The following is an 18,400-nucleotide window of genomic DNA, read 5'->3' on the forward strand; positions in this document are numbered from 1 at the left end:
TGGCATGCGAACCGACACTCCTTGGAGCACCCTGCCGGCCCGGGACCACCTCCTCGCCGGAGCGGTCGATGCGGCAGGTGCACCCGTACTCGATGTGGTGGTACCCGTCTACAACGAGGAGAAGGACCTCGAACCGTGTGTGCTGCGCCTGCACGACCATCTGGCGCGTACCTTCCCGTACGCCTTCCGGATCACCGTCGCGGACAACGCGAGCACCGACCGGACACCGCTGGTGGCGGCCCGGCTCGCGGCGGCGCTGCCCCGGGTGCGGTCGTACCGGCTTGAGGAGAAGGGCCGCGGGCGGGCGCTGCGCAGCGTCTGGTCGCACTCGGACGCCCCGGTCCTGGCGTACATGGACGTCGATCTCTCCACCGACCTCAACGCGCTGCTGCCGCTGGTCGCACCGCTGATCTCGGGCCACTCGGACCTGGCGATCGGCTCACGGCTGGCCCGTAGCTCGCGGGTGGTGCGCGGATCGAAGCGGGAGTTCATCTCGCGTGCCTACAACCTCATTCTCCGCTCGTCGCTGGCCGCCCGGTTCAGCGATGCGCAGTGCGGATTCAAGGCCATCCGACGTGAGGTCGCGCAGCGGCTGCTGCCGATGGTCGAGGACACGGGCTGGTTCTTCGACACCGAGATGCTGGTGCTCGCCGAGCGCGCCGGGCTGCGTATCCACGAGGTGCCGGTCGACTGGGTCGACGATCCCGACTCCACCGTCCACATCGTGCGGACCGCGACCGAGGATCTGAAAGGGGTGTGGCGGGTGGGGCGGGCGCTGGCGGTCGGCGCACTGCCGCTGGACCGGCTGGCGAGGCCCTTCGGGGACGATCCGCGCGACCGCGCTCTGAGCGGGGTGCCGCGCGGCCTGGCCCGGCAACTCGTCGGATTCTGTGTCGTCGGCGCGCTTTCCACGCTCTTCTATCTCGCCCTGTACTCGCTCTTCCGGCTGGGTGCCGGCCCGCAGATCGCCAACGGCGGCGCGCTGCTGGTGTCCGCCGTCGCCAATACGGCAGCCAACCGGAGGCTCACCTTCGGCGTACGCGGCCGGGGCGGAGCCGTACGCCACCAGGCGCAGGGCCTGGTCGTCTTCGCCATCGGTCTCGCGCTGACCAGCGGCGCGCTGGCCGCACTGGGAGCAGCGTCCGGATCGCCGTCGCACGGCACGGAACTCGCCGTACTGATCGCGGCCAACCTCGCGGCGACGGTGCTGCGGTTCCTGCTCTTCCGCGCCTGGGTCTTCCCGGAGCGGGCCTTTGGGGGGCCCGTGGCTTCCGCGGCCTCTGCGGCTCCCGCCTCGGCCGGGCGCGCCGATGACACTCACCACGAACTGGGGAACGTCCGATGACCACGCTGCAACCCGACCACCTTCCGGCCTCGCCGGACGTGCCGACGCCCCCGGCACCGGCCGCCGGGGGCGGCCACGCGCGCCCGAACAAGCCCTTGGCGCACCGTGTGTGGCGGGGCAGGCCCGAGGACCCGAGCTGGGCGCGGCCCGCCTTCCTGGCCATGCTGCTGGTCATCGCGCTCGCGTACCTGTGGAATCTCAGCGCCTCCGGGTACGCCAACTCCTTCTACTCCGCGGCCGTCCAGGCCGGCAGCCAGAGCTGGAAGGCCTTCTTCTTCGGCTCATTGGACGCGGCCAACGCGATCACTGTCGACAAGCCCCCGGCCACGCTCTGGCCGATGGCCCTGTCGGTGCGGGTCTTCGGGCTCGGTTCGTGGGCGGTTCTGGTTCCGCAGGTGCTGATGGGGGTGGCCACGGCCGGGGTGCTGTACGCGGCCGTACGCCGCCGTTTCAACGCCCCCGCCGGACTGATCGCGATGGCGGTGTTCGCGCTCACGCCCGTCGCCGCGCTGATGTTCCGCTTCAACAACCCGGATGCGCTGCTGGCGTTGCTGATGACCGTCACCGTCTACTGCGTGCTGCGCGCGATGGAGAACGGCCGTACCAAGTGGTTGGTCTGGGCGGGTGTCGCGGTCGGTTTCGCATTCCTGTCCAAGACCCTGCAGGCGTTTCTGATCCTGCCGCCGCTGGCCGCGCTCTACGCGGTGTTGGCGCCCGTCTCCGTACGCAAGCGGTTCGGCCAACTCGGGCTCTCGGCGCTCGCGACGGTCGTCGCGGGCGGCTGGTGGGTGGCGATCGTCGAACTGTGGCCCGCCTCGTCGCGTCCGTACATCGGCGGCTCCCAGAACAACTCCTTCCTGGAACTGACCTTCGGCTACAACGGCCTCGGCCGGATCGACGGCGACGAGACCGGCAGCGTCCAAGGAGGCGGGGGCGGCGGCGGTCAGTCCGGCGGTCAGTGGGGGGAGACCGGCATCGGCCGGATGTTCAACTCCGAGATCGGCGGCCAGATTTCCTGGCTGCTGCCCGCCGCACTGATCCTGCTCGCCGCGGGCGTCTGGCTCACCTGGAAGGCCAGGCGCAACGACACCGCCCGTGCGGCGTTCCTCGCCTGGGGCGGCTCGCTGCTGATGACGGCGGTCGTCTTCAGCTTCATGGCCGGCATCTTCCACCAGTACTACACGGTCGCCCTGGCTCCGTACATCGCGGCGCTCGTGGGTACGGGTGCCACGGTTCTGTGGGAGGAGCGGACCAGGTGGTGGGCGCGTGGAGCGCTCGGTGCGACGGTCGCGGTGACCGCGCTCTGGTCGTACGTCCTGCTGGGACGGACTGCGGACTATCTGCCGTGGCTGCGCTGGGCCGTCCTCATCGGCGGTCTGGCCGGCGCGGCGGGCCTGCTGCTCGCCGCGCGCCTCGGACGTCAACTGGCGCTCGCAGCGGTAGGGGTGAGTTTTGTCGCGTCGCTGGCCGGGCCGACGGCGTACACCCTCAGCACGCTGAACACCGGGCATCAGGGCTCGATCGTCACGGCCGGTCCGTCCGGCGCCGGCTCCATGGGCGGTCCCGGCGGCGGCCGGGGCGGTCCCGGCGGCATGGGCGGCGGAATGCGGCCTCCCGGCCAGGGCAACCAGCAGGGCGGCGGCGTGGGTCAGCCCCCGACGGGCGGCCAGGGCGGTGGTCCCACCGGACAGCAGGGGCAGGGTCAGGGCCAGGGCGGCAACCAGCAGAACGGCCGGCAGCCGGGAGCCATGCCCGGTACAGGCACCGCACCCGGCGGCAGGGGCGAAGGCGGCACCCCAGGAGGCGGCGGCATGGGCGGTCTGCTGGGCGGCTCGTCCGTCAGCGCCGAGGCCGAGAAGCTCCTGGAGAAGAACGCCGGCGACTACACCTGGGTCGCCGCCGCGATCGGCTCACAGAACGCGGCGAGCTACCAACTCGCCACCGGCGACCCGGTGATGGCGATCGGCGGCTTCAACGGCAGCGACCCGTCCCCGACGCTCTCCCAGTTCAAGAAGTACGTCGAGGACGGCAGGATCCACTACTTCATCGCGGGAGGGATGGGCGGGGGCGGCGGCAACAGCGGCACCTCGTCCCGGATCTCCTCCTGGGTGGAGGAGAACTTCAAGGAGGTCACGGTCGGCAGCGCCACCTTCTACGACCTGACCCAGCCGAAGAGCGGCGAGTAGAGGCTCAGCGCCGCAGCAGCAGATCCGCGACAACCGGGCGGTGGTCCGAGGCAAGCGTCTCGGCCACCGCCGCGTCGCGTACCCGTACGGAATCCTTCGACACCGCCACGTAATCGATCCGCTGCACCGGATCCTGCGCCGGGTACGTCGGCCCGCCGGGCTCGATGTCCGTCAGCTCCTCCCACAGCGGGGCGAGTTCGGGAGCGGCCGGTGCCGCGTTGAAGTCGCCGAGCAGGATCTGCCGCACCTTCTGCCGCCCCGGTGCCTCGTCCTCGGCCATGACCCGGCGGGTGTCGGCGACCTGGGCGGTCCGTACGGACGGGTCGCCGCGGTAGTCGAGCTGCGTCACATACACATGCACGGGCAGCCCCTTCACCCGCAGGACCACCTCGCCGAAGCCGGGCGCAGGGGCCGGAACCGGGTTCGGGTCCTGGGTGGAGAGCCGGGTGATCTCGTGGTTCTCGGCGCTCACGATCCGGTACCTGGACAGCACCGCGACACCGAACTCACGCCGGGGCCCACCCGGAGTATCGGGATCGAGGCTGTAGATCGGGGCGAACGAGACCTGCATGTGCAGCCGCTCGGCCAGCTCGGCCGCCAGATCGCGCCACTCGCTGCGGGTGCCCCAGTGGACGTCGACCTCCTGGAGCCCGATCACATCGGCGTCCAGTGAGCGGAGCTCGGCGGTCTGCCGGTCGAGATCGAAGACGTTGTCCATGCCGGCGCCTGCATGGATGTTGTACGTGGCCACGCGCAGCGGCACCGCGTGCCCCTGCCCGGCGGCCGATGCCGGGGGCGCGACGGCGGTGCCCAACAGGCCCGCTGCGATGAGCACTTCCACCGCACGACGACGCAGTGACATACCACTCCAGCCCTTGTCGGATCAGCGGCGAGCACGGTACCGAGCGGAAATGGGTTGTACACCGTATGGGGGCTGGCTATACGGTGTACGTCTCGTACTCGTACACCGTATAAGGCATCAGGAGTCCGCATGACGGCGACCGTCGCCGAGCAGAACCGCCTCTCGCCACCGAGCCACCCGCAGCGCTGGCTGATCCTCGGCGTCATCTGTCTCGCCCAGCTCACCGTGCTGCTCGACAACACCGTCCTCAACGTCGCGATCCCCTCCCTCACCCGGGAGCTGGACGCCTCCACCGCCGATGTGCAGTGGATGATCAACGCCTATTCGCTGGTCCAGTCGGGTCTGCTGCTCACGGCCGGCAGCTCCGCCGACCGCTACGGCCGCAAGAAGATGCTGATCGCGGGGCTCGCCCTGTTCGGCATCGGCTCGCTGGTGGCCGGACTGGCCCAGTCGTCCACGCAGCTGATCGCCGCCCGCGCGGGCATGGGCATCGGCGGTGCGCTGCTGATGACGACGACCCTGGCCGTCGTCGTGCAGATCTTCGACGACTCCGAGCGGGTCAAGGCGATCGGCATCTGGTCGACCGTCAGCTCGCTCGGCTTCGCCGTCGGACCGCTGGTCGGCGGCGTGATGCTCGAACACTTCTGGTGGGGTGCGATCTTCCTGATCAACATCCCGGTCGCTGTCATCGGCCTGGTCGCCGTCATCCGGCTCGTCCCGGAATCCAAGAACCCCAGCAGTGAGCGCCCCGACCTGCTCGGCGCACTGCTCTCCACCATCGGCATGGCGTCCGTCGTGTACGCGATCATCTCCGGTCCGGCGCACGGCTGGGTGTCGGGCCAGGTGCTGCTGACCGCCTTCGTCGGGGTCGCCGTACTGACCGGGTTCGTGCTGTGGGAGCTGCACATCCCGTACCCGATGCTGGACATGCACTTCTTCCGGAACCAGAAGTTCATCGGCGCGGTCGCGGGCGCGATCCTGGTCGCCTTCGGGATGGGCGGCTCGCTGTTCCTGCTCACCCAGCAGCTTCAGTTCGTCCTCGGCTACGGGGCGCTGGAGGCCGGTCTGCGTACGGCTCCGCTGGCGCTGAGCGTCGTCGCGCTCAACCTCACCGGACTGGGCGCCAGGCTGGTGCCCAAGCTGGGCACGCCCGTCACCATCGCGGCCGGGATGAGCCTGCTGGCCGCGGGCCTCGCCGCGATCGCGCTGCTCGGCGGCGACGGCTACGGCGGCATGCTGCTCGGCCTGGTCGTGATGGGCGCGGGCATCGCGCTCGCCATGCCCGCCATGGCCAACGCGATCATGAGTGCCATTCCGCCGGAGAAGGCAGGCGTGGGCGCCGGGGTCAACGGCACGCTCGCCGAGTTCGGCAACGGTCTCGGGGTCGCCGTCCTCGGCGCGGTGCTCAACTCCCGGTTCGCGGCGCTCGTGCCAGCGGCCGTCGGGGCCGCCTCGCTGCCCGCAGCGCTGGCCTCGGCCACCGACGACGGGGAGCGGGCGCGGATCACGGACGCCTTCGCCTCGGGGCTGGAGACCAGCCAGCTGGTCGGAGCGGTGGCGGTGCTGGCCGGCGGCCTGCTGGCCGCGGCGCTCCTGCGCCGTGCGGAGCGGGCAGAATCTGCCCGGGCGGGCTCGGCCGAGGCCGAGGTGGCGGCATAGCATCGAGGCGGGGCGCATCGGACCGTACGGATCCGCTTCGTGCGCACGAGTACGCATCCGGTCCGTCCCGCCGGCAAGACGAGGAGAGTGCGCCATGGTGTCCGCGGCCGACCGTGTGAAGAACCCCGCCAGGACCAGTGTGTGGCTGGAGCAGCGGGCACCGTCGCGCACCCGTAAATCGGACCAGCCGGCCGGTCTCGACCGGGACAGGATCACCGCGGCTACGGTCCGGCTGCTGGACGCGGAGGGCCTCGCCAAGTTCTCCATGCGACGGCTCGCCGCCGAGCTGGACGTCACCGCGATGTCCCTCTACTGGTACGTGGACACCAAGGACGATCTGCTGGAGCTGGCCCTCGACTCGGTCTACAGCGAGATCGCGCCCCCTCGCGAGGACGCGCACTGGCACGAGCGCCTGCGGGAACTGGCCATCTCCTACCGGGAACTGCTGGTCCGGCATGTCTGGGTGTCGCCGCTCGCCGGTCACTTCCTCAACATGGGCCCGCACTCGATGCTGTTCTCGCACGCCGTCCAGGACGTGATCCGGGCGACGGGGCTGCCGCTGCACCAGCAGACGGGCGCGCTCTCCGCGGTCTTCCAGTTCGTGTACGGATTCGGCACCATCGAGGCCCACTTCGTGCAACGCAGCGCGGAGACGGGGGTCAGCCAGGACGAGTTCTTCCAGCAGGCGATGGGCGCCATCCGGAGCCAGCCGCAGCTCAGCCGGATCGTCGAGTCCTCACAGGACCTGATGGACGCCCGCGGCGGCGAAACGGTCGAGGAGATGCGCGACCGGGACTTCACCTTCGCCCTGGACCTGCTGATCGCGGGCATCGAGGCGATGCGGGACCGCTGAGACCTCGTTCGCCCCTCAGTACCCGCGCCCCACATCCACGGCCGTCCCCGGCAGCCGGCGAGCAGCCGGGCCAGCACGTACTGGGCGATCCGCTCCCCCATGCGGCCCACCGTCCGGGTGAGCAGCGCCCCGGACGGCCACGGTCCGGCGGCCAGCAGGGCGTCCGTACCGGCGTTCACGCTGTGGAACCACACCAGCGACCCGTCCCGAAGCGCATCCGGCAGCGAGGCCCCGACATGGATGAAGGGCTCCTCAGGCGCTGTGCCTGAAGAACCCTGTTCCACGGGGCGGCCGGTGATCCGCTCCAGTTCGCGGACGACGGAGGCGTCCGGCGCGGCCGGCAGCCGGGCCCGAGCAGGCCCGGCGCCGGTACATGCGCATGTATTCGGGAAGGCATCCGGGAAACGTATCCGGCAGACAGCAGACAGCAGACAGCAGACAGCAGACGGCTGTCAGCTGCCGGGCGCCAAGTGGGCGGGGAAGCCGCCGGTTGCGACCGGACCCCAGCGCTCCGGAGTGATCCGGATGATCGACTTCCCCTGCTTCACCATCGCCGCCCGGTACTCGTCCCAGTCCGGGTGCTCACCCGAGATGTTCCGGAAGTACTCGACGAGCGGCTCGACCGAATCCGGTGAGTCGATCACCTCGGCCGAGCCGTCGATCTGTACCCACGGCCCGTTCCAGTCGTCGGACAGGACGATCACGCTGACCCGCTCGTCCCGTTTCGCGTTGCGGGCCTTGGCCCGTTCGGGGTAGGTCGAGACGACGATCCGTCCGGCGTCATCGACGCCGCAGGTCAGCGGGGAGCCCTGGGGGCGGCCGTCGGACCGGGTGGTCAGCAGGATCGCCCGGTGCCTGGGCCGTACGAAAGCCAGCAACTCGTCGAGTTCCACGGCGGTGTTCGTCGCGATGTCGGGTGCCATGTCCGCAGACTACGACGGCAGGGACTCACCCTGCACGGCCTGGATGTCGAGCTCCACCCGCAGCGTCGTACCGATCGCCGAGATGCCCGCCTGCACCACCTGGTTGTAGTTCATGGCGAAGTCCTCGCGGCGCAGCTCCGCCGTTGCGCTGAATGCCGCACGCACCCCGCCCCACGGGTCCGGGCCCGTCCCGAGGTAGCTCAGGTTCAGGTCGACCGGCCGCATGACGCCGTGCAGCGACAGTTCGCCGTGGACAAGCCAGCGGTCGGGTCCTGCCGGGGTCAGTCCGTTGGAGCGGTACGTGATCTCCGGGAACCGGTCCGAGTCCAGGAAGTCCGGCGAGCGCAGGTGCTTGTCGCGCATGCCGTTGCCGGTGTCGATGCTGGCCGCGCTGATGACGGCGTCGACCCGGGACTGCGCGACGTCCTCCGCGATCTCGATCCGGCCGCCGAATTCGGTGAACCGGCCGTGCACGCTGGAGATCCCCAAGTGCTGCGCGACCGCGGCCACCGAGGAGTGCGCCGGGTCCAGCGACCAGGCGCCCGGCGGCGGCAGCTCCACACCGCCCTGGCGGGCCAGCACCACCGTGCCGGCCTCGACCCGTCCGCTCGCGGTGACGAGGGCGGTGGAGGCGGCGGGGGCGTACCCGACCGCCGTGACGATCACTGTGTACGCGCCGGCCTGCAGGGGAGCGTCGGTCCGCACCGCCCCGTCCTCGTCGGCAGTGGCCCGCAGCACCTGCGCGCCGGTCATGTCGGTGACCGTCACGACCGCGTGCTGGACCGCCCAGCCGTCCCGCGTCCGTACCTGTGCGCGAAGTCCCATCCCGTTTTCTCTCCTTGCTCAATGACTCAATGAGTCGGGCCCCGGGGCAGGGGACGGCAGGCCGTCCCCTGCCTGCCGTCCCCTGCACCGGGGCCCATTTCCACCGGCCGGTACAGCGTCTCCGCTCGAAACGCCGACCCGCCAGGGGTCTGTGGTTACTCGCCGGGGTGGGCGAGCTCGATGTCGTGGCCGTCGACCCCGCGACCGGCCACGGTCAGCGCTCCGGCCACCGGCGGGTAGCCGGTCGCGATGACCGAGTACTCGCCCGCGTCCAGGTCGGCGAACGCGTAGGCCCCGTCGTCCCCGGTCGTCGAGGTGGCGACCACATTGCCCGCCGCGTCGACCAGCGTGACCCGGGCGTCCGGCAGCGGCCGCCGGCCGGAACCGGCCCGCACGACGCCCTGCACCAGCGCGCCGGACTGCAGTGCGGCCTCGATCCGGGTGACGCCCTGGCCGCCGATCTCCACCGGCAGCGCCAGCGGACGGAACCCTGCGGCGTTCACCGCGACGGTCACCGAACCGGGGACCAGCTCACCGAAGGTGAACTCGCCCGTCTCACCGGACTTGCCGGTGGCCAGCACATCGCCGCGCACATCGGTCACGACGACCATGGCGCCGTCGACCGGCGCAGCGGTCTCGGCGGTCCGCACGATCCCGGCCAGGCCGCTCGTACCGGACAGCAGGATGTCGTACGAGAGCGGCTCGGCACCGACGACCACAGTGGACGCCTGCGGCTGGAAGCCGTCGGCGGACGCGATCAGGACGTAGCTGCCGGAGCCAGGCGCGTCCAGACCGTAGCTGCCGTCGGCCTGGGCGACGGAGCGCCCCAGCTGCCGGCCGGCCAGCGAGATCAGCGTGACGGCGGCCCGTGCGACGGGTGTGCCCTCGGCGCCGCGCACCACACCGTGCACGGCCGTGCCCTGCAGGGTGGCGACCGGGGCTTCCAGGGTGTCGGCCGAGGAGACCGGGGCGGCCTGGGCCGTTGCCCGGGAGACCGGCGCGGCAGCGGTGGCCGGAGCCTCGACCGTCTCCGCGACGGGGACCTCGGCCGTGGCCGGGGCGTCATTCGCGGCGTTCGACTTCAGAGCGACCTCCTTGATGAAGATCGTGATCAGGAAGGCGACCAGCGCGGCCGGGGCGGCGTACAGGAAGACATCGCCGACAGCGTGCCCGTAGGCGCTCTCCATGACCGTACGGAACGGCGCGGGCAGCTTGTCCAGGTCGGGGATGCCCCCGCCGCCGGTGCCGCCGTGGCCCATGGCCGCGCCCTTGGGACCGAGCTCCGCGAGGCCGTCCTGGACGTAGTGGGTGACGCGGTTCGCCATGACGGCGCCCAGCGCCGAGACGCCGATCGCACCACCGAGGGAACGGAAGAAGGTGACGACGGAGCTGGCCGAGCCGAGGTCGGCCGGAGCGACCTGGTTCTGCGTGGCGAGCACCAGGTTCTGCATCATCATGCCTATGCCCAGACCCATCACGGCCATGAAGACCGCGATGTGCCAGTACTCCGTGTCGTACCGGATGGTGCCCAGCAGCCCGAGCCCGGCGGTGACCAGGAAGCCACCGGTGACCAGCCAGGCCTTCCAGCGGCCGGTCCTGGTGATGATCTGGCCGGAGACCGTCGAGGAGACGAACAGACCCGCGATCATCGGGATCGTCATGACACCGGACATCGTCGGCGACTTGCCGCGCGCCAGCTGGAAGTACTGGCTGAAGAAGACAGTGCCCGCGAACATCGCGATACCGACGAACATCGAAGCCAGCGAGGCCAGCGCGATCGTGCGGTTACGGAAGAGGCGCAGCGGGATGATCGGCTCGCTGGCCTTGGACTCGACGGCGACGAAGAGCCCGGCGAGCACGGCGGAGCCGATGAGCATCGCGGCGGTCTGCCAGGAGAGCCAGTCGTACTTGTCGCCCGCGAAGGTCACCCAGACGAGCAGCAGCGACACGGCGGCGCTGATGAAGACCGCACCCCACCAGTCGACCTTGACCTCACGCTTCACGACCGGGAGCTTCAGCGTCTTCTGCAGCACGACCAGCGCGATGATGGCGAACGGCACACCGACGTAGAAGCACCAGCGCCAGCCCATCCAGCTGGTGTCGGTGATGACACCGCCGAGCAGCGGACCACCGACGGTGGCGACGGCGAACACCGCACCGATGTATCCGCTGTAGCGACCGCGCTCGCGCGGGGCGATCATCGCCGCCATCACGATCTGCGCGAGGGCGGAGAGACCGCCGACGCCGATGCCCTGGACGACACGGCAGGCGATCAGCATCCCGCTGCTGGTCGACATACCGGCGACGACGGAGCCCGCGACGTAGATGATGAGGGCTATCTGAACCAGCAGCTTCTTGCTGAACAGGTCGGAGAGCTTGCCCCACAGGGGGGTGGTGGCGGTCATCGCCAGCAGCGAGGCCGTGACGACCCAGGTGTAGGCGCTCTGGCCGCCGCCGAGGTCGGAGATGATCTCCGGAAGGGCGTTGGAGACGACCGTCGACGACAGGATCGCGACAAACATGCCGAGCATCAGCCCGGCCAGTGCTTCCATGATCTGTCGGTGTGTCATCGGCGCGCCGGACGAGGCATCGGACGATCCCCCGTGCTTGGCGTGGCCGCCCCGCACACCGGTTGGTGTGGTCGTAGCCATTGAGTTCCTTGTCTTTGCTTCTGTTACACAGGTGTACGGGTGTGCGAGTCGTTGTCGCTGTCGGCATGCCGGAAGCGGCAGTCGCCGATGTGCTTTCCGGGGGCGCACCCTCCGGGGCCGCGACAGGCAAAACTGTCGCGCAGCCTGGCCAACAGCGTGTTGAGCTGTCCGACGTCGTCGTCGGACCAGTCGGAGAGGTTATGGATGAACATTTCGGTGGTCCGGCGGTTCAGATCGCTGAGTACGTCATGTCCGGCGGGGGTCAGCCGCAGGATGCGGGACCGCTTGTCCGCCGGATCCGAGGACCGTTCGATCCAGCCACGCTCTGCCACATGGGCGACATGACGGCTGGTCACCGACATGTCGACGGCCATCAGCTCGGCCAGTCTGCTGATCCGCATTTCGCCGTGTTCGCGGAGAAGTGCCAGTACGGCCGCCGAGCCGCCAGGGCATTCGGGGGGCAGCATGCGGGCGAGACCCCGCTTGACGGCCCCGATGGCGCTGAGCTGCCGGGCCAGTTCTTCGTACTGACTTCGTACGGCCACGGGCCCCCCAGACATCTCACCGGTTCATCTTGTTGCTTAGGGCAACCATATAAGTGTTGGTTGCTGCAGGCAAACGAAATGAGGCTTGCATAAGTAAAGGAAGGCAAAAGGCTGCGTAGGGCTTGAGTCAAGCGCCCAGCGTGTGCGGGACGGGTCGGGGCGGGTGTGTCTCGTGCCACACCGGAGGTGTGGACGGTGGCCCCGAAACGGCAGTAGGCCCCAAGCGTTACTCGGGGCCCGGCCGTCGCCCCGTAGGGGCATAAGGTGCCGCCGGACCGTTAGGGTCCTGACCCATGACACGCGACCGTTCCTTGGCGCCCGGCGCGAGGTGCTGTGCGTCTGGCGGGCCATCCCGAACGGTCTTGGGCGACCTGGTTCTCCGCTTTCGCACCCCGGTGGCGGCACGCGTGACGCGCTTGATCCAGTCTGTGGCGGGCGGAGTCCCTGGCGAGAGGGCGTCGAGCGTTGGCCGCAGGACCCTCTCCCACGTGACGACGCTACAGTTCCACAGGCTTCATATCGCAGTATCCGACGAGCACTTCACCTGATCGAGTGGGAATGCATTCATGCGTAATCAGCCGCCGGTAAATGGCAGCCCCCAGGGCCCCGAGGGTAATTACGACCCCGCGGGCAGCACCCAGATGTTCCGCGCCTTCGTCGACGAGGGCGAGCCGCAGCGTCGGCAGCAGCCGGCCGCCTCGTCCGGACCGAAGACCGGGGTGATCGTCACCGTCGTCGCGGTGATCGTCGTCCTCGCAGCGGTCGCCTGGCTCGCGCTCGACTGACCGGCGCACCGGTTCCTCCGTACCTCCTGCCTCCACCCGTCACTTCAATACGGCGGTGACGTCCCGGGTCTCGACATGCATACCCAGGGGCACCCGCCAGGCGTCCACGCAGACGGCGTACGTCTTCGTCCGGGCCGCTCCCGCGTTGATTGGCGCGGGCAGTGGCTCGGTCGACTCGATGGTCGCCCAGTCGATCCCCAGTCCGCCGATGATGTGCGTGGCGAAGGTGACGGTCCCCGAGCGCGCCGGTGATCCTCCGGTGTTGCGGAACTCCACGGTCACCTTCTCGCACCAGCGCTCGTCCGCTGCCGCCCGCTCGGGGGCACCCACCACCAGCACAGCAGGCCCCGCGGGCGCGGTGGAGCCGGGCGCCGACGGGGTTGCGGGGCCCGTGGGGCCTCCTTCGGAGCCACCGGAGTCGGCGGAGCCGGTCGTACCGCCTGTACCGCCGCCCGCACTGCCGGTGCCGCTGCCCGCGCCGCCTGCGCCGGGGCCGGTTGTACCGGGCGGCCGGTCGGCCGCGCCACTCGCAGTGCTCGTACCCCCGGAGCTGTCGCCTGCGGCGGAGGCGTCCGGCGAAGGCCCGCCGCCGCCGGCCCGGTCTCCGGCACTCCCACCGCCCTTGCCGCCCCTGTCCAGCGGCACCAGCGTCACCTTCCCCGACGGCGCCACCGCTCCCGACGGCGCTCTCTCGGGGCCCGCGCCTGCCGCGCCGACCGCCACGTAGCCGTCGTCCGCCGTCCCGCCGCCGCAGGCGGCCAGCGCGCCGCCCAGACACAGCACGGCCGCCGAGGCGGCGATCACGGAGCCCCGGCGGCCGGTCGAGTCGCGTATCTGACGTCGCATCGCGCCAGTGTGGCTGACGGTCCGTCAAATCGGAACCCTCGTGCCACGGTGCGGCGGTCCACGGCGGTCAGTCGGCGATGAGCCCTTCCCTGAGCTGGGCGAGCGTACGGGTCAGCAGGCGTGAGACGTGCATCTGTGAGATGCCGACCTCCTCGCCGATCTGGGACTGCGTCATGTTGGCGAAGAACCGCAGCATGATGATCTGGCGTTCGCGTGGCGGGAGCTTGGCCAGCAGCGGCTTGAGTGATTCGCGGTACTCGACGCCCTCCAGTGCCGAGTCCTCGTATCCGAGCCGGTCCGCGAGGGAGCCTTCGCCGCCGTCGTCCTCGGGCGAGGGCGAGTCCAGCGAGGAGGCGGTGTACGCGTTGCCGACGGCCAGTCCGTCGACCACGTCCTCCTCGGAGACGCCGAGCGCCTTGGCCAGCTCGGGCACGGTCGGCGAGCGGTCGAGCTTCTGGGCGAGCTCGTCGCTGGTCTTGGTCAGCGCGAGTCGCAGCTCCTGGAGGCGGCGCGGGACGCGCACCGACCACGAGGTGTCGCGGAAGAAGCGCTTGATCTCCCCGACGACGGTCGGCATCGCGAACGTCGGGAACTCCACACCCCGTTCGCAGTCGAACCGGTCGATCGCCTTGATCAGCCCGATCGTGCCGACCTGGACGATGTCCTCCATCGGCTCGTTGCGGCTGCGGAACCGCGCCGCGGCGTAACGCACCAGCGGGAGGTTGAGCTCGATGAGTGTGTCCCGTACATAGGCACGCTCCGGGCTGTCCGTTCCATCGGGGCCCGGCGCGGGCCCCAGCGCGGCGAGCCGCAGGAACAGGGAGCGGGACAGAGTGCGGGTGTCGATGGCTTCCGGCGAGCTGGTGAGCACAACGGGTGCGGGTGCGCTCTTCGTGAGCGTGAGCACCTTCGAGCTGCCCTGTTCTGCGGACATGCCACCCCCTTGAGGTCGCGGACGGTCGCGTTGAGCCGCGACCATCGGAGGAACGCAGCCTCCACCTGAATACCGGCGGCGAGGCCACGGCAAACGCGGTTCCCGCAGAATGTCACATGTCGGCAACACGCTGTAGTGACATGTCGACAAGTCTTTGTGGCGTCTGTGCAGTTAACAGGGGGCGTGCGGCATTTCGGCCGCCCGAACCGGACTTCGAGTGCTCTACCCGTTCCGGTTACGCCTCGATCCTGTTTGCGGATCGAAGCCGGGCGAAACTGCGGGCGAGCAGCCTTGACACATGCATCTGGGAGACACCCAGTTCGGCGCTGATCTGCGACTGTGTCAGATTGCTGTAGTAGCGCAGCAGCAGGATGCGTTGCTCGCGCTCGGGCAACTGTACGAGCAGATGCCGGACCAGGTCGCGGTGCTCGACCCCGGCGAGGGCCGGGTCCTCGTAGCCGAGCCGGTCCAGCAGGCCGGGCAGCCCGTCGCCCTCCTGTGCGGCTTCCAGCGAGGTTGCGTGGTAGGAACGGCCGGCCTCGATGCAGGCGAGCACCTCGTCCTCGGAGATCCTCAGCCGCTCGGCGATCTCCGCGGTTGTGGGAGAGCGGCCGTGAGCGGTCGTCAGATCCTCTGTGGCGCCGGTGACCTGGACCCAGAGCTCGTGCAGCCGGCGCGGGACATGGACGGTCCGTACGTTGTCCCGGAAGTACCGCTTGATCTCGCCGACGACGGTCGGCATCGCGAAGGTCGGGAACTGGACACCGCGTTCGGGGTCGAATCGGTCGATGGCGTTGATCAGGCCGATCGTGCCGACCTGGACGACGTCCTCCATCGGCTCGTTACGGCTTCGAAAGCGCGCCGCGGCGTACCGCACCAGGGGGAGGTTCGCCTCGATCAGCGCCGCCCGTACGCGGCCGTGCTCCGGGGTCCCCGGCTCCAGGTTCTTGAGCTGTCCGAAGAGGACCTGAGTGAGCGCCCTGGTGTCGGCGCCCCTGGTCCTGGCGGGCGGTGTCGTGGTGTCGGGCGTTTCTGTCTCGACCGTCTCGACCGTCTCGACCGTCTCAACCGTCTCGATGGTTTCGACGGTCTGGACGGTCTGGACGGTCTGGGGAGGCACTTGAGGCGCTGCACTGGCCGGCACGGTGACGCCACCCCTTTGCGGTCAACTTCGGTCAACTCATCCGTCAAAAGCGGTCATAGCATCACAAGACATGTCCACTGTGTGCAAGCACCGTATAGCGTCGTGTTGGGGTCAACCTGGTTTAAACACAAAGAAAAGCCCCTTGCCGTGGTGGCGAGGGGCTCAGGGGGCCGACCGGATCAGGCGGACCGGGCGAATCAGAACGGATAGTCGGCGATCACCCAGGTGGCGAACGCGCGCCACTGTCCGGCGGCGGCCTGATGGGCGGGGTTCTCGATGTAACGCTTCAGGGCGTCCTCGTCGGCGACCGCGGAGTTGATGGCGAAGTCGTACGCGATCGGCCGGTCGGTGATGTTCCAGGCGCACTCCCAGAACTCCAGCTCGGGGACCTGTCCCGCCAGCTCCTGGAAGGCCTTCGCCCCCGCGACCACCCGCGGGTCGTCCCGCTCGACGCCGTCGTTCAGCTTGAACAGGACCAGATGGCGGATCACGGGGTACTCCTACTTCACGAGCTCGGACATGAAGTCGCCGACGCCCTGTGCGGCACTTGAAACGCCCTCGAACCCTACCTGGACAAGATCCGCCGCCCGGGCCGGAGACGTGATGATCGTGTACAGCACGAAGACGACTATCACGTAGAGAGCTATCTTCTTCGCTTGCACCATCAGCCCCTGCCTCGCCTTCGATCCCCTGTGCAGTCGGGCGATTCTATCCGCACGAATGGCCGTATCCCTCTGGTGTTTCCGACCACTCACAGGGCCTTTACGGACCAACGGCTCGGCGATCGGGGGCCCTTTGCCCGCTCGTAAGGCCTCTGCGAGGCCGCAGGATGGACGGTGAGCCCGGCGGATCCGGCTGGAATCCGCGAGGCGAGGAACGGGACCTCACTGTGGGGTTCCCGCCGCGAGCTTCCCCCTGACTGCGGCGAGGGCTTGAGGGGCCTGTTCTCATCGGGGGGAGCGGCTTGTCCCCCCGATGCCGCTTCCCCCGGCCAATACTTCGCGGGCTGTGGTCCCGGGTGCGACGACCGACGCGCCCGGGACCACAGTCGTGTCCGTATCTGTCCGTATCCGCGAGTGCAGGTGCGGAAAACCCGAAGGGCCCGACGCGATGCGCCGGGCCCTTCACAAGAGCGGTAGCGGAGGGATTTGAACCCTCGGTGAGTTTCCCCACACTCGCTTTCGAGGTCTGTTCCTGCTGATCAGGGGTCCGTACGCGGTCGTTCATGGCCGTTCACGGAGGGACTGAACCTGAAGTCGTGAGCGGGTGAAGTACCGCCATGAACGACGGTGTACGGCGGTGAACGAGACGGAAACTGAGACGGGGCTCGGAGTCATGCGGCGGCGCGCGAACCTACTGCCAAGGGCGAATCAGGAAGGCTCAGCGTGGTGACTGGACGCTGCGCCAGCCACCCAGAGCGCCGATGCGGTGGGCTCTCTGTCCGCACGTGCTCGAAGCCGATTCGTTCGTAGTAGCTGTGTAGGCCCTTGTTGGCGCGCCAAGTATCTATACGCACCCAGTCGCGCCCCTCCAGTGCTGCCAGATTGGAAGCCCAGTCCACCAAGCGCTCACCGAGGCGTCGCCCCGCCGCGTGGCGGGCGACGATCAGCTTGTAGAGGTAGAAGGCCGTTTCTGGGCGGTCGTCATCAGTCCAGAAATCGCGGTCGATAGGCCCCCTGCTGACGGTAGCCAAGACCGTCTCGGAGTCATCGACGACGACCCATGCGCGCCCTTCGTCGATCGATGCCCGCCACTTCGTGATGGCTTTGGCTCCGGTCTCCGGGTCGCTCCATTGGTCGGTCCCCTTGGACTCCAGCCAACTTTCGGCCTCTGTCCTCAGCGCCATGAGGGACCGTACGTCTTCCGCCCGTGCAGGGCGGACACGCTCAGTCGGTGTCGACTTCATAGAGGATCTTGTGCCTATCGCCGGGGAGGATGGTGACCATGCAGCGCAACGGCTTGCCGTCCGCGTCGTAGCCGGTTCGCGTGTGCTCGGCTACCGGCGTCGCCGCAGGTAGGGCGAGAAGTTCAGCTTCATGTCGCGTCGGCATTCGCACCGCGATCTCATCCCTGTACTTGATCTGGATGAGGCCGACGGACGCGAGCACACCACCAGGCGCCGCCACGTCGCGCGGCTCCATGAGGAGCGTGCCGGCGACGAGTTCCTGGGGGAAGTACGAGTCGGCGAGCGCGTACGGGCGGTTGTCGACGTACCGAATCCGCTTGCGGGCCACAGCCAGGCCGCCGTCAGGCAGAGCGAGCGCATCACGGACGTGTGAGGGCGGCTCGACGATGGAGACGGTGATCTCCTGCCGAGGGGACTGGCCATCCAGCGCTATGGCGCTGGCCCACTGGTCACCCGCTGTCTGACCGTTTACGGCGTTCTCGTGGCGGCTCCGGCTTTCCAGGGTCGACCAGTTCCACACCACAGGTGGGTAGTTCTCGCGGACGTATTTGCCCTGGCCCCACCCGGTGACGACCAAACCCTCTTCAACAAGGGCTCGGACGCCAGCGCGTACGGTCTCGCGGCTGTAGCCGTACTGGCTCATCAGCTGCGACTCGCTAGGCAGTGCAGCTCCAGGGGCTAGCTCCCCTTGCTCGATCTGCCTGCGCAGGTCAGCCGCGATCTCCTGCGCCTTAGTCATTCCGCGTCGCACGGGCATCTCCAACCCTTCTGCTCCAGCTCCTCCGTACAAGTTAGACGAGAAGGCTTGACTAGCCAAGGGCGGGTTGTGCAGACTCAGAGCGCGGCACTCCTCCAGACAAGTCGTACGGGGTGTCACGTACGTTGCTGTGTCGGATCGGCATGGCAATCACGACCGCAAAGCACCCGGCGGGTCCC

General features: G+C 69.2%; 17 protein-coding genes. 5 read left to right on the top strand and 12 right to left on the bottom strand.

What is annotated here, in order from left to right:
* The first annotated feature begins 4 nt into the window (after window positions 1-4).
* Window positions 5-1,345 (top strand): bifunctional glycosyltransferase family 2/GtrA family protein, encoded by a 1,341-nt coding sequence (locus ACZ7IB_RS22665; RefSeq protein WP_470915073.1) that lies wholly within the window; start codon window positions 5-7, stop codon window positions 1,343-1,345.
* The gene (locus ACZ7IB_RS22670; RefSeq protein WP_470915075.1) at window positions 1,342-3,531 is read left to right on the top strand and encodes an ArnT family glycosyltransferase; all 2,190 of its coding nucleotides are present in this window, start codon (window positions 1,342-1,344) and stop codon (window positions 3,529-3,531) included. Before ACZ7IB_RS22665 ends, ACZ7IB_RS22670 begins: the two co-directional genes overlap by 4 nt.
* A gap of 4 nt (window positions 3,532-3,535) precedes the next feature.
* Here the strand turns inward: ACZ7IB_RS22670 and ACZ7IB_RS22675 are convergent, their stop codons facing one another.
* Window positions 3,536-4,393 carry an endonuclease/exonuclease/phosphatase family protein gene (locus ACZ7IB_RS22675; protein ID WP_470915077.1) on the bottom strand — a complete coding sequence of 286 codons (858 nt, stop codon included), beginning with the start codon at window positions 4,391-4,393 and terminating at the stop codon, window positions 3,536-3,538.
* 129 nt (window positions 4,394-4,522) lie between these two features.
* Between ACZ7IB_RS22675 and ACZ7IB_RS22680 the strand changes: the two genes are divergently transcribed.
* Entirely contained in the window at window positions 4,523-6,052 is a 1,530-nt protein-coding gene (locus tag ACZ7IB_RS22680) for an MFS transporter (protein WP_470915079.1), read from the top strand.
* A gap of 94 nt (window positions 6,053-6,146) precedes the next feature.
* Window positions 6,147-6,905: a TetR/AcrR family transcriptional regulator gene (locus ACZ7IB_RS22685; protein ID WP_470915081.1), complete on the top strand. Its 759-nt coding sequence runs from the start codon at window positions 6,147-6,149 to the stop codon at window positions 6,903-6,905.
* Between the two features lie 452 nt (window positions 6,906-7,357).
* On the opposite strand, the gene ACZ7IB_RS22690 is transcribed toward ACZ7IB_RS22685, so the two are convergent.
* From ACZ7IB_RS22690 to ACZ7IB_RS22705, 4 genes are all read right to left on the bottom strand, one after another.
* Complete coding sequence (locus ACZ7IB_RS22690; protein ID WP_470915083.1) at window positions 7,358-7,828, bottom strand: PPOX class F420-dependent oxidoreductase; 471 nt, start codon at window positions 7,826-7,828, stop codon at window positions 7,358-7,360.
* 9 nt (window positions 7,829-7,837) lie between these two features.
* Window positions 7,838-8,653, bottom strand: coding sequence for a YceI family protein (locus ACZ7IB_RS22695; protein ID WP_470915086.1), 816 nt, complete (start codon window positions 8,651-8,653; stop codon window positions 7,838-7,840).
* Between the two features lie 155 nt (window positions 8,654-8,808).
* Complete coding sequence (locus ACZ7IB_RS22700) at window positions 8,809-11,223, bottom strand: MFS transporter (RefSeq protein ID WP_470915333.1); 2,415 nt, start codon at window positions 11,221-11,223, stop codon at window positions 8,809-8,811.
* Between the two features lie 104 nt (window positions 11,224-11,327).
* Window positions 11,328-11,849, bottom strand: a complete 522-nt coding sequence (locus ACZ7IB_RS22705) for a MarR family winged helix-turn-helix transcriptional regulator (RefSeq protein WP_470915087.1) — start codon at window positions 11,847-11,849, stop codon at window positions 11,328-11,330.
* 566 nt (window positions 11,850-12,415) lie between these two features.
* Between ACZ7IB_RS22705 and ACZ7IB_RS22710 the strand changes: the two genes are divergently transcribed.
* Window positions 12,416-12,634 (top strand): hypothetical protein, encoded by a 219-nt coding sequence (locus tag ACZ7IB_RS22710; RefSeq protein WP_470915089.1) that lies wholly within the window; start codon window positions 12,416-12,418, stop codon window positions 12,632-12,634.
* 39 nt (window positions 12,635-12,673) lie between these two features.
* On the opposite strand, the gene ACZ7IB_RS22715 is transcribed toward ACZ7IB_RS22710, so the two are convergent.
* The 7 genes from ACZ7IB_RS22715 to ACZ7IB_RS22745 all read right to left on the bottom strand — a co-directional run bounded on the left by ACZ7IB_RS22715 (window position 12,674) and on the right by ACZ7IB_RS22745 (window position 18,221).
* Window positions 12,674-13,480, bottom strand: a complete 807-nt coding sequence (locus ACZ7IB_RS22715) for a hypothetical protein (protein WP_470915092.1) — start codon at window positions 13,478-13,480, stop codon at window positions 12,674-12,676.
* Between the two features lie 67 nt (window positions 13,481-13,547).
* Window positions 13,548-14,414, bottom strand: a complete 867-nt coding sequence (locus tag ACZ7IB_RS22720) for an RNA polymerase sigma factor SigF (protein WP_266747420.1) — start codon at window positions 14,412-14,414, stop codon at window positions 13,548-13,550.
* Between the two features lie 235 nt (window positions 14,415-14,649).
* Window positions 14,650-15,558, bottom strand: coding sequence for an RNA polymerase sigma factor SigF (locus ACZ7IB_RS22725; protein ID WP_470915094.1), 909 nt, complete (start codon window positions 15,556-15,558; stop codon window positions 14,650-14,652).
* 197 nt (window positions 15,559-15,755) lie between these two features.
* Window positions 15,756-16,049 carry a Dabb family protein gene (locus ACZ7IB_RS22730; protein WP_470915097.1) on the bottom strand — a complete coding sequence of 98 codons (294 nt, stop codon included), beginning with the start codon at window positions 16,047-16,049 and terminating at the stop codon, window positions 15,756-15,758.
* Between the two features lie 9 nt (window positions 16,050-16,058).
* Window positions 16,059-16,223, bottom strand: a complete 165-nt coding sequence (locus tag ACZ7IB_RS22735; protein WP_176729265.1) for a hypothetical protein — start codon at window positions 16,221-16,223, stop codon at window positions 16,059-16,061.
* 668 nt (window positions 16,224-16,891) lie between these two features.
* Window positions 16,892-17,404: a GNAT family N-acetyltransferase gene (locus ACZ7IB_RS22740; protein ID WP_470915100.1), complete on the bottom strand. Its 513-nt coding sequence runs from the start codon at window positions 17,402-17,404 to the stop codon at window positions 16,892-16,894.
* Between the two features lie 40 nt (window positions 17,405-17,444).
* On the bottom strand, window positions 17,445-18,221 hold the full coding sequence (locus tag ACZ7IB_RS22745) for a GntR family transcriptional regulator (RefSeq protein ID WP_470915334.1): 777 nt from the start codon (window positions 18,219-18,221) through the stop codon (window positions 17,445-17,447).
* Window positions 18,222-18,400: the final 179 nt, after the last annotated feature.

The organism is Streptomyces sp. NPDC037301, assembly GCF_055602785.1.

Excerpts from the sequence above, each read along its gene's own strand:
- ACZ7IB_RS22745 (WP_470915334.1), bottom strand. The coding sequence starts at position 18,221 with ATGCCCGTGCGACGCGGAATGACTAAGGCGCAGGAGATCGCGGCTGAC.
- ACZ7IB_RS22720 (WP_266747420.1), bottom strand. The coding sequence starts at position 14,414 with ATGTCCGCAGAACAGGGCAGCTCGAAGGTGCTCACGCTCACGAAGAGC.
- ACZ7IB_RS22685 (WP_470915081.1), top strand. The coding sequence starts at position 6,147 with ATGGTGTCCGCGGCCGACCGTGTGAAGAACCCCGCCAGGACCAGTGTG.
- ACZ7IB_RS22735 (WP_176729265.1), bottom strand. The coding sequence starts at position 16,223 with ATGGTGCAAGCGAAGAAGATAGCTCTCTACGTGATAGTCGTCTTCGTG.
- ACZ7IB_RS22690 (WP_470915083.1), bottom strand. The coding sequence starts at position 7,828 with ATGGCACCCGACATCGCGACGAACACCGCCGTGGAACTCGACGAGTTG.
- ACZ7IB_RS22715 (WP_470915092.1), bottom strand. The coding sequence starts at position 13,480 with ATGCGACGTCAGATACGCGACTCGACCGGCCGCCGGGGCTCCGTGATC.
- ACZ7IB_RS22740 (WP_470915100.1), bottom strand. The coding sequence starts at position 17,404 with ATGGCGCTGAGGACAGAGGCCGAAAGTTGGCTGGAGTCCAAGGGGACC.
- ACZ7IB_RS22700 (WP_470915333.1), bottom strand. The coding sequence starts at position 11,223 with ATGACACACCGACAGATCATGGAAGCACTGGCCGGGCTGATGCTCGGC.
- ACZ7IB_RS22670 (WP_470915075.1), top strand. The coding sequence starts at position 1,342 with ATGACCACGCTGCAACCCGACCACCTTCCGGCCTCGCCGGACGTGCCG.
- ACZ7IB_RS22665 (WP_470915073.1), top strand. The coding sequence starts at position 5 with ATGCGAACCGACACTCCTTGGAGCACCCTGCCGGCCCGGGACCACCTC.
- ACZ7IB_RS22695 (WP_470915086.1), bottom strand. The coding sequence starts at position 8,653 with ATGGGACTTCGCGCACAGGTACGGACGCGGGACGGCTGGGCGGTCCAG.
- ACZ7IB_RS22680 (WP_470915079.1), top strand. The coding sequence starts at position 4,523 with ATGACGGCGACCGTCGCCGAGCAGAACCGCCTCTCGCCACCGAGCCAC.
- ACZ7IB_RS22710 (WP_470915089.1), top strand. The coding sequence starts at position 12,416 with ATGCGTAATCAGCCGCCGGTAAATGGCAGCCCCCAGGGCCCCGAGGGT.
- ACZ7IB_RS22675 (WP_470915077.1), bottom strand. The coding sequence starts at position 4,393 with ATGTCACTGCGTCGTCGTGCGGTGGAAGTGCTCATCGCAGCGGGCCTG.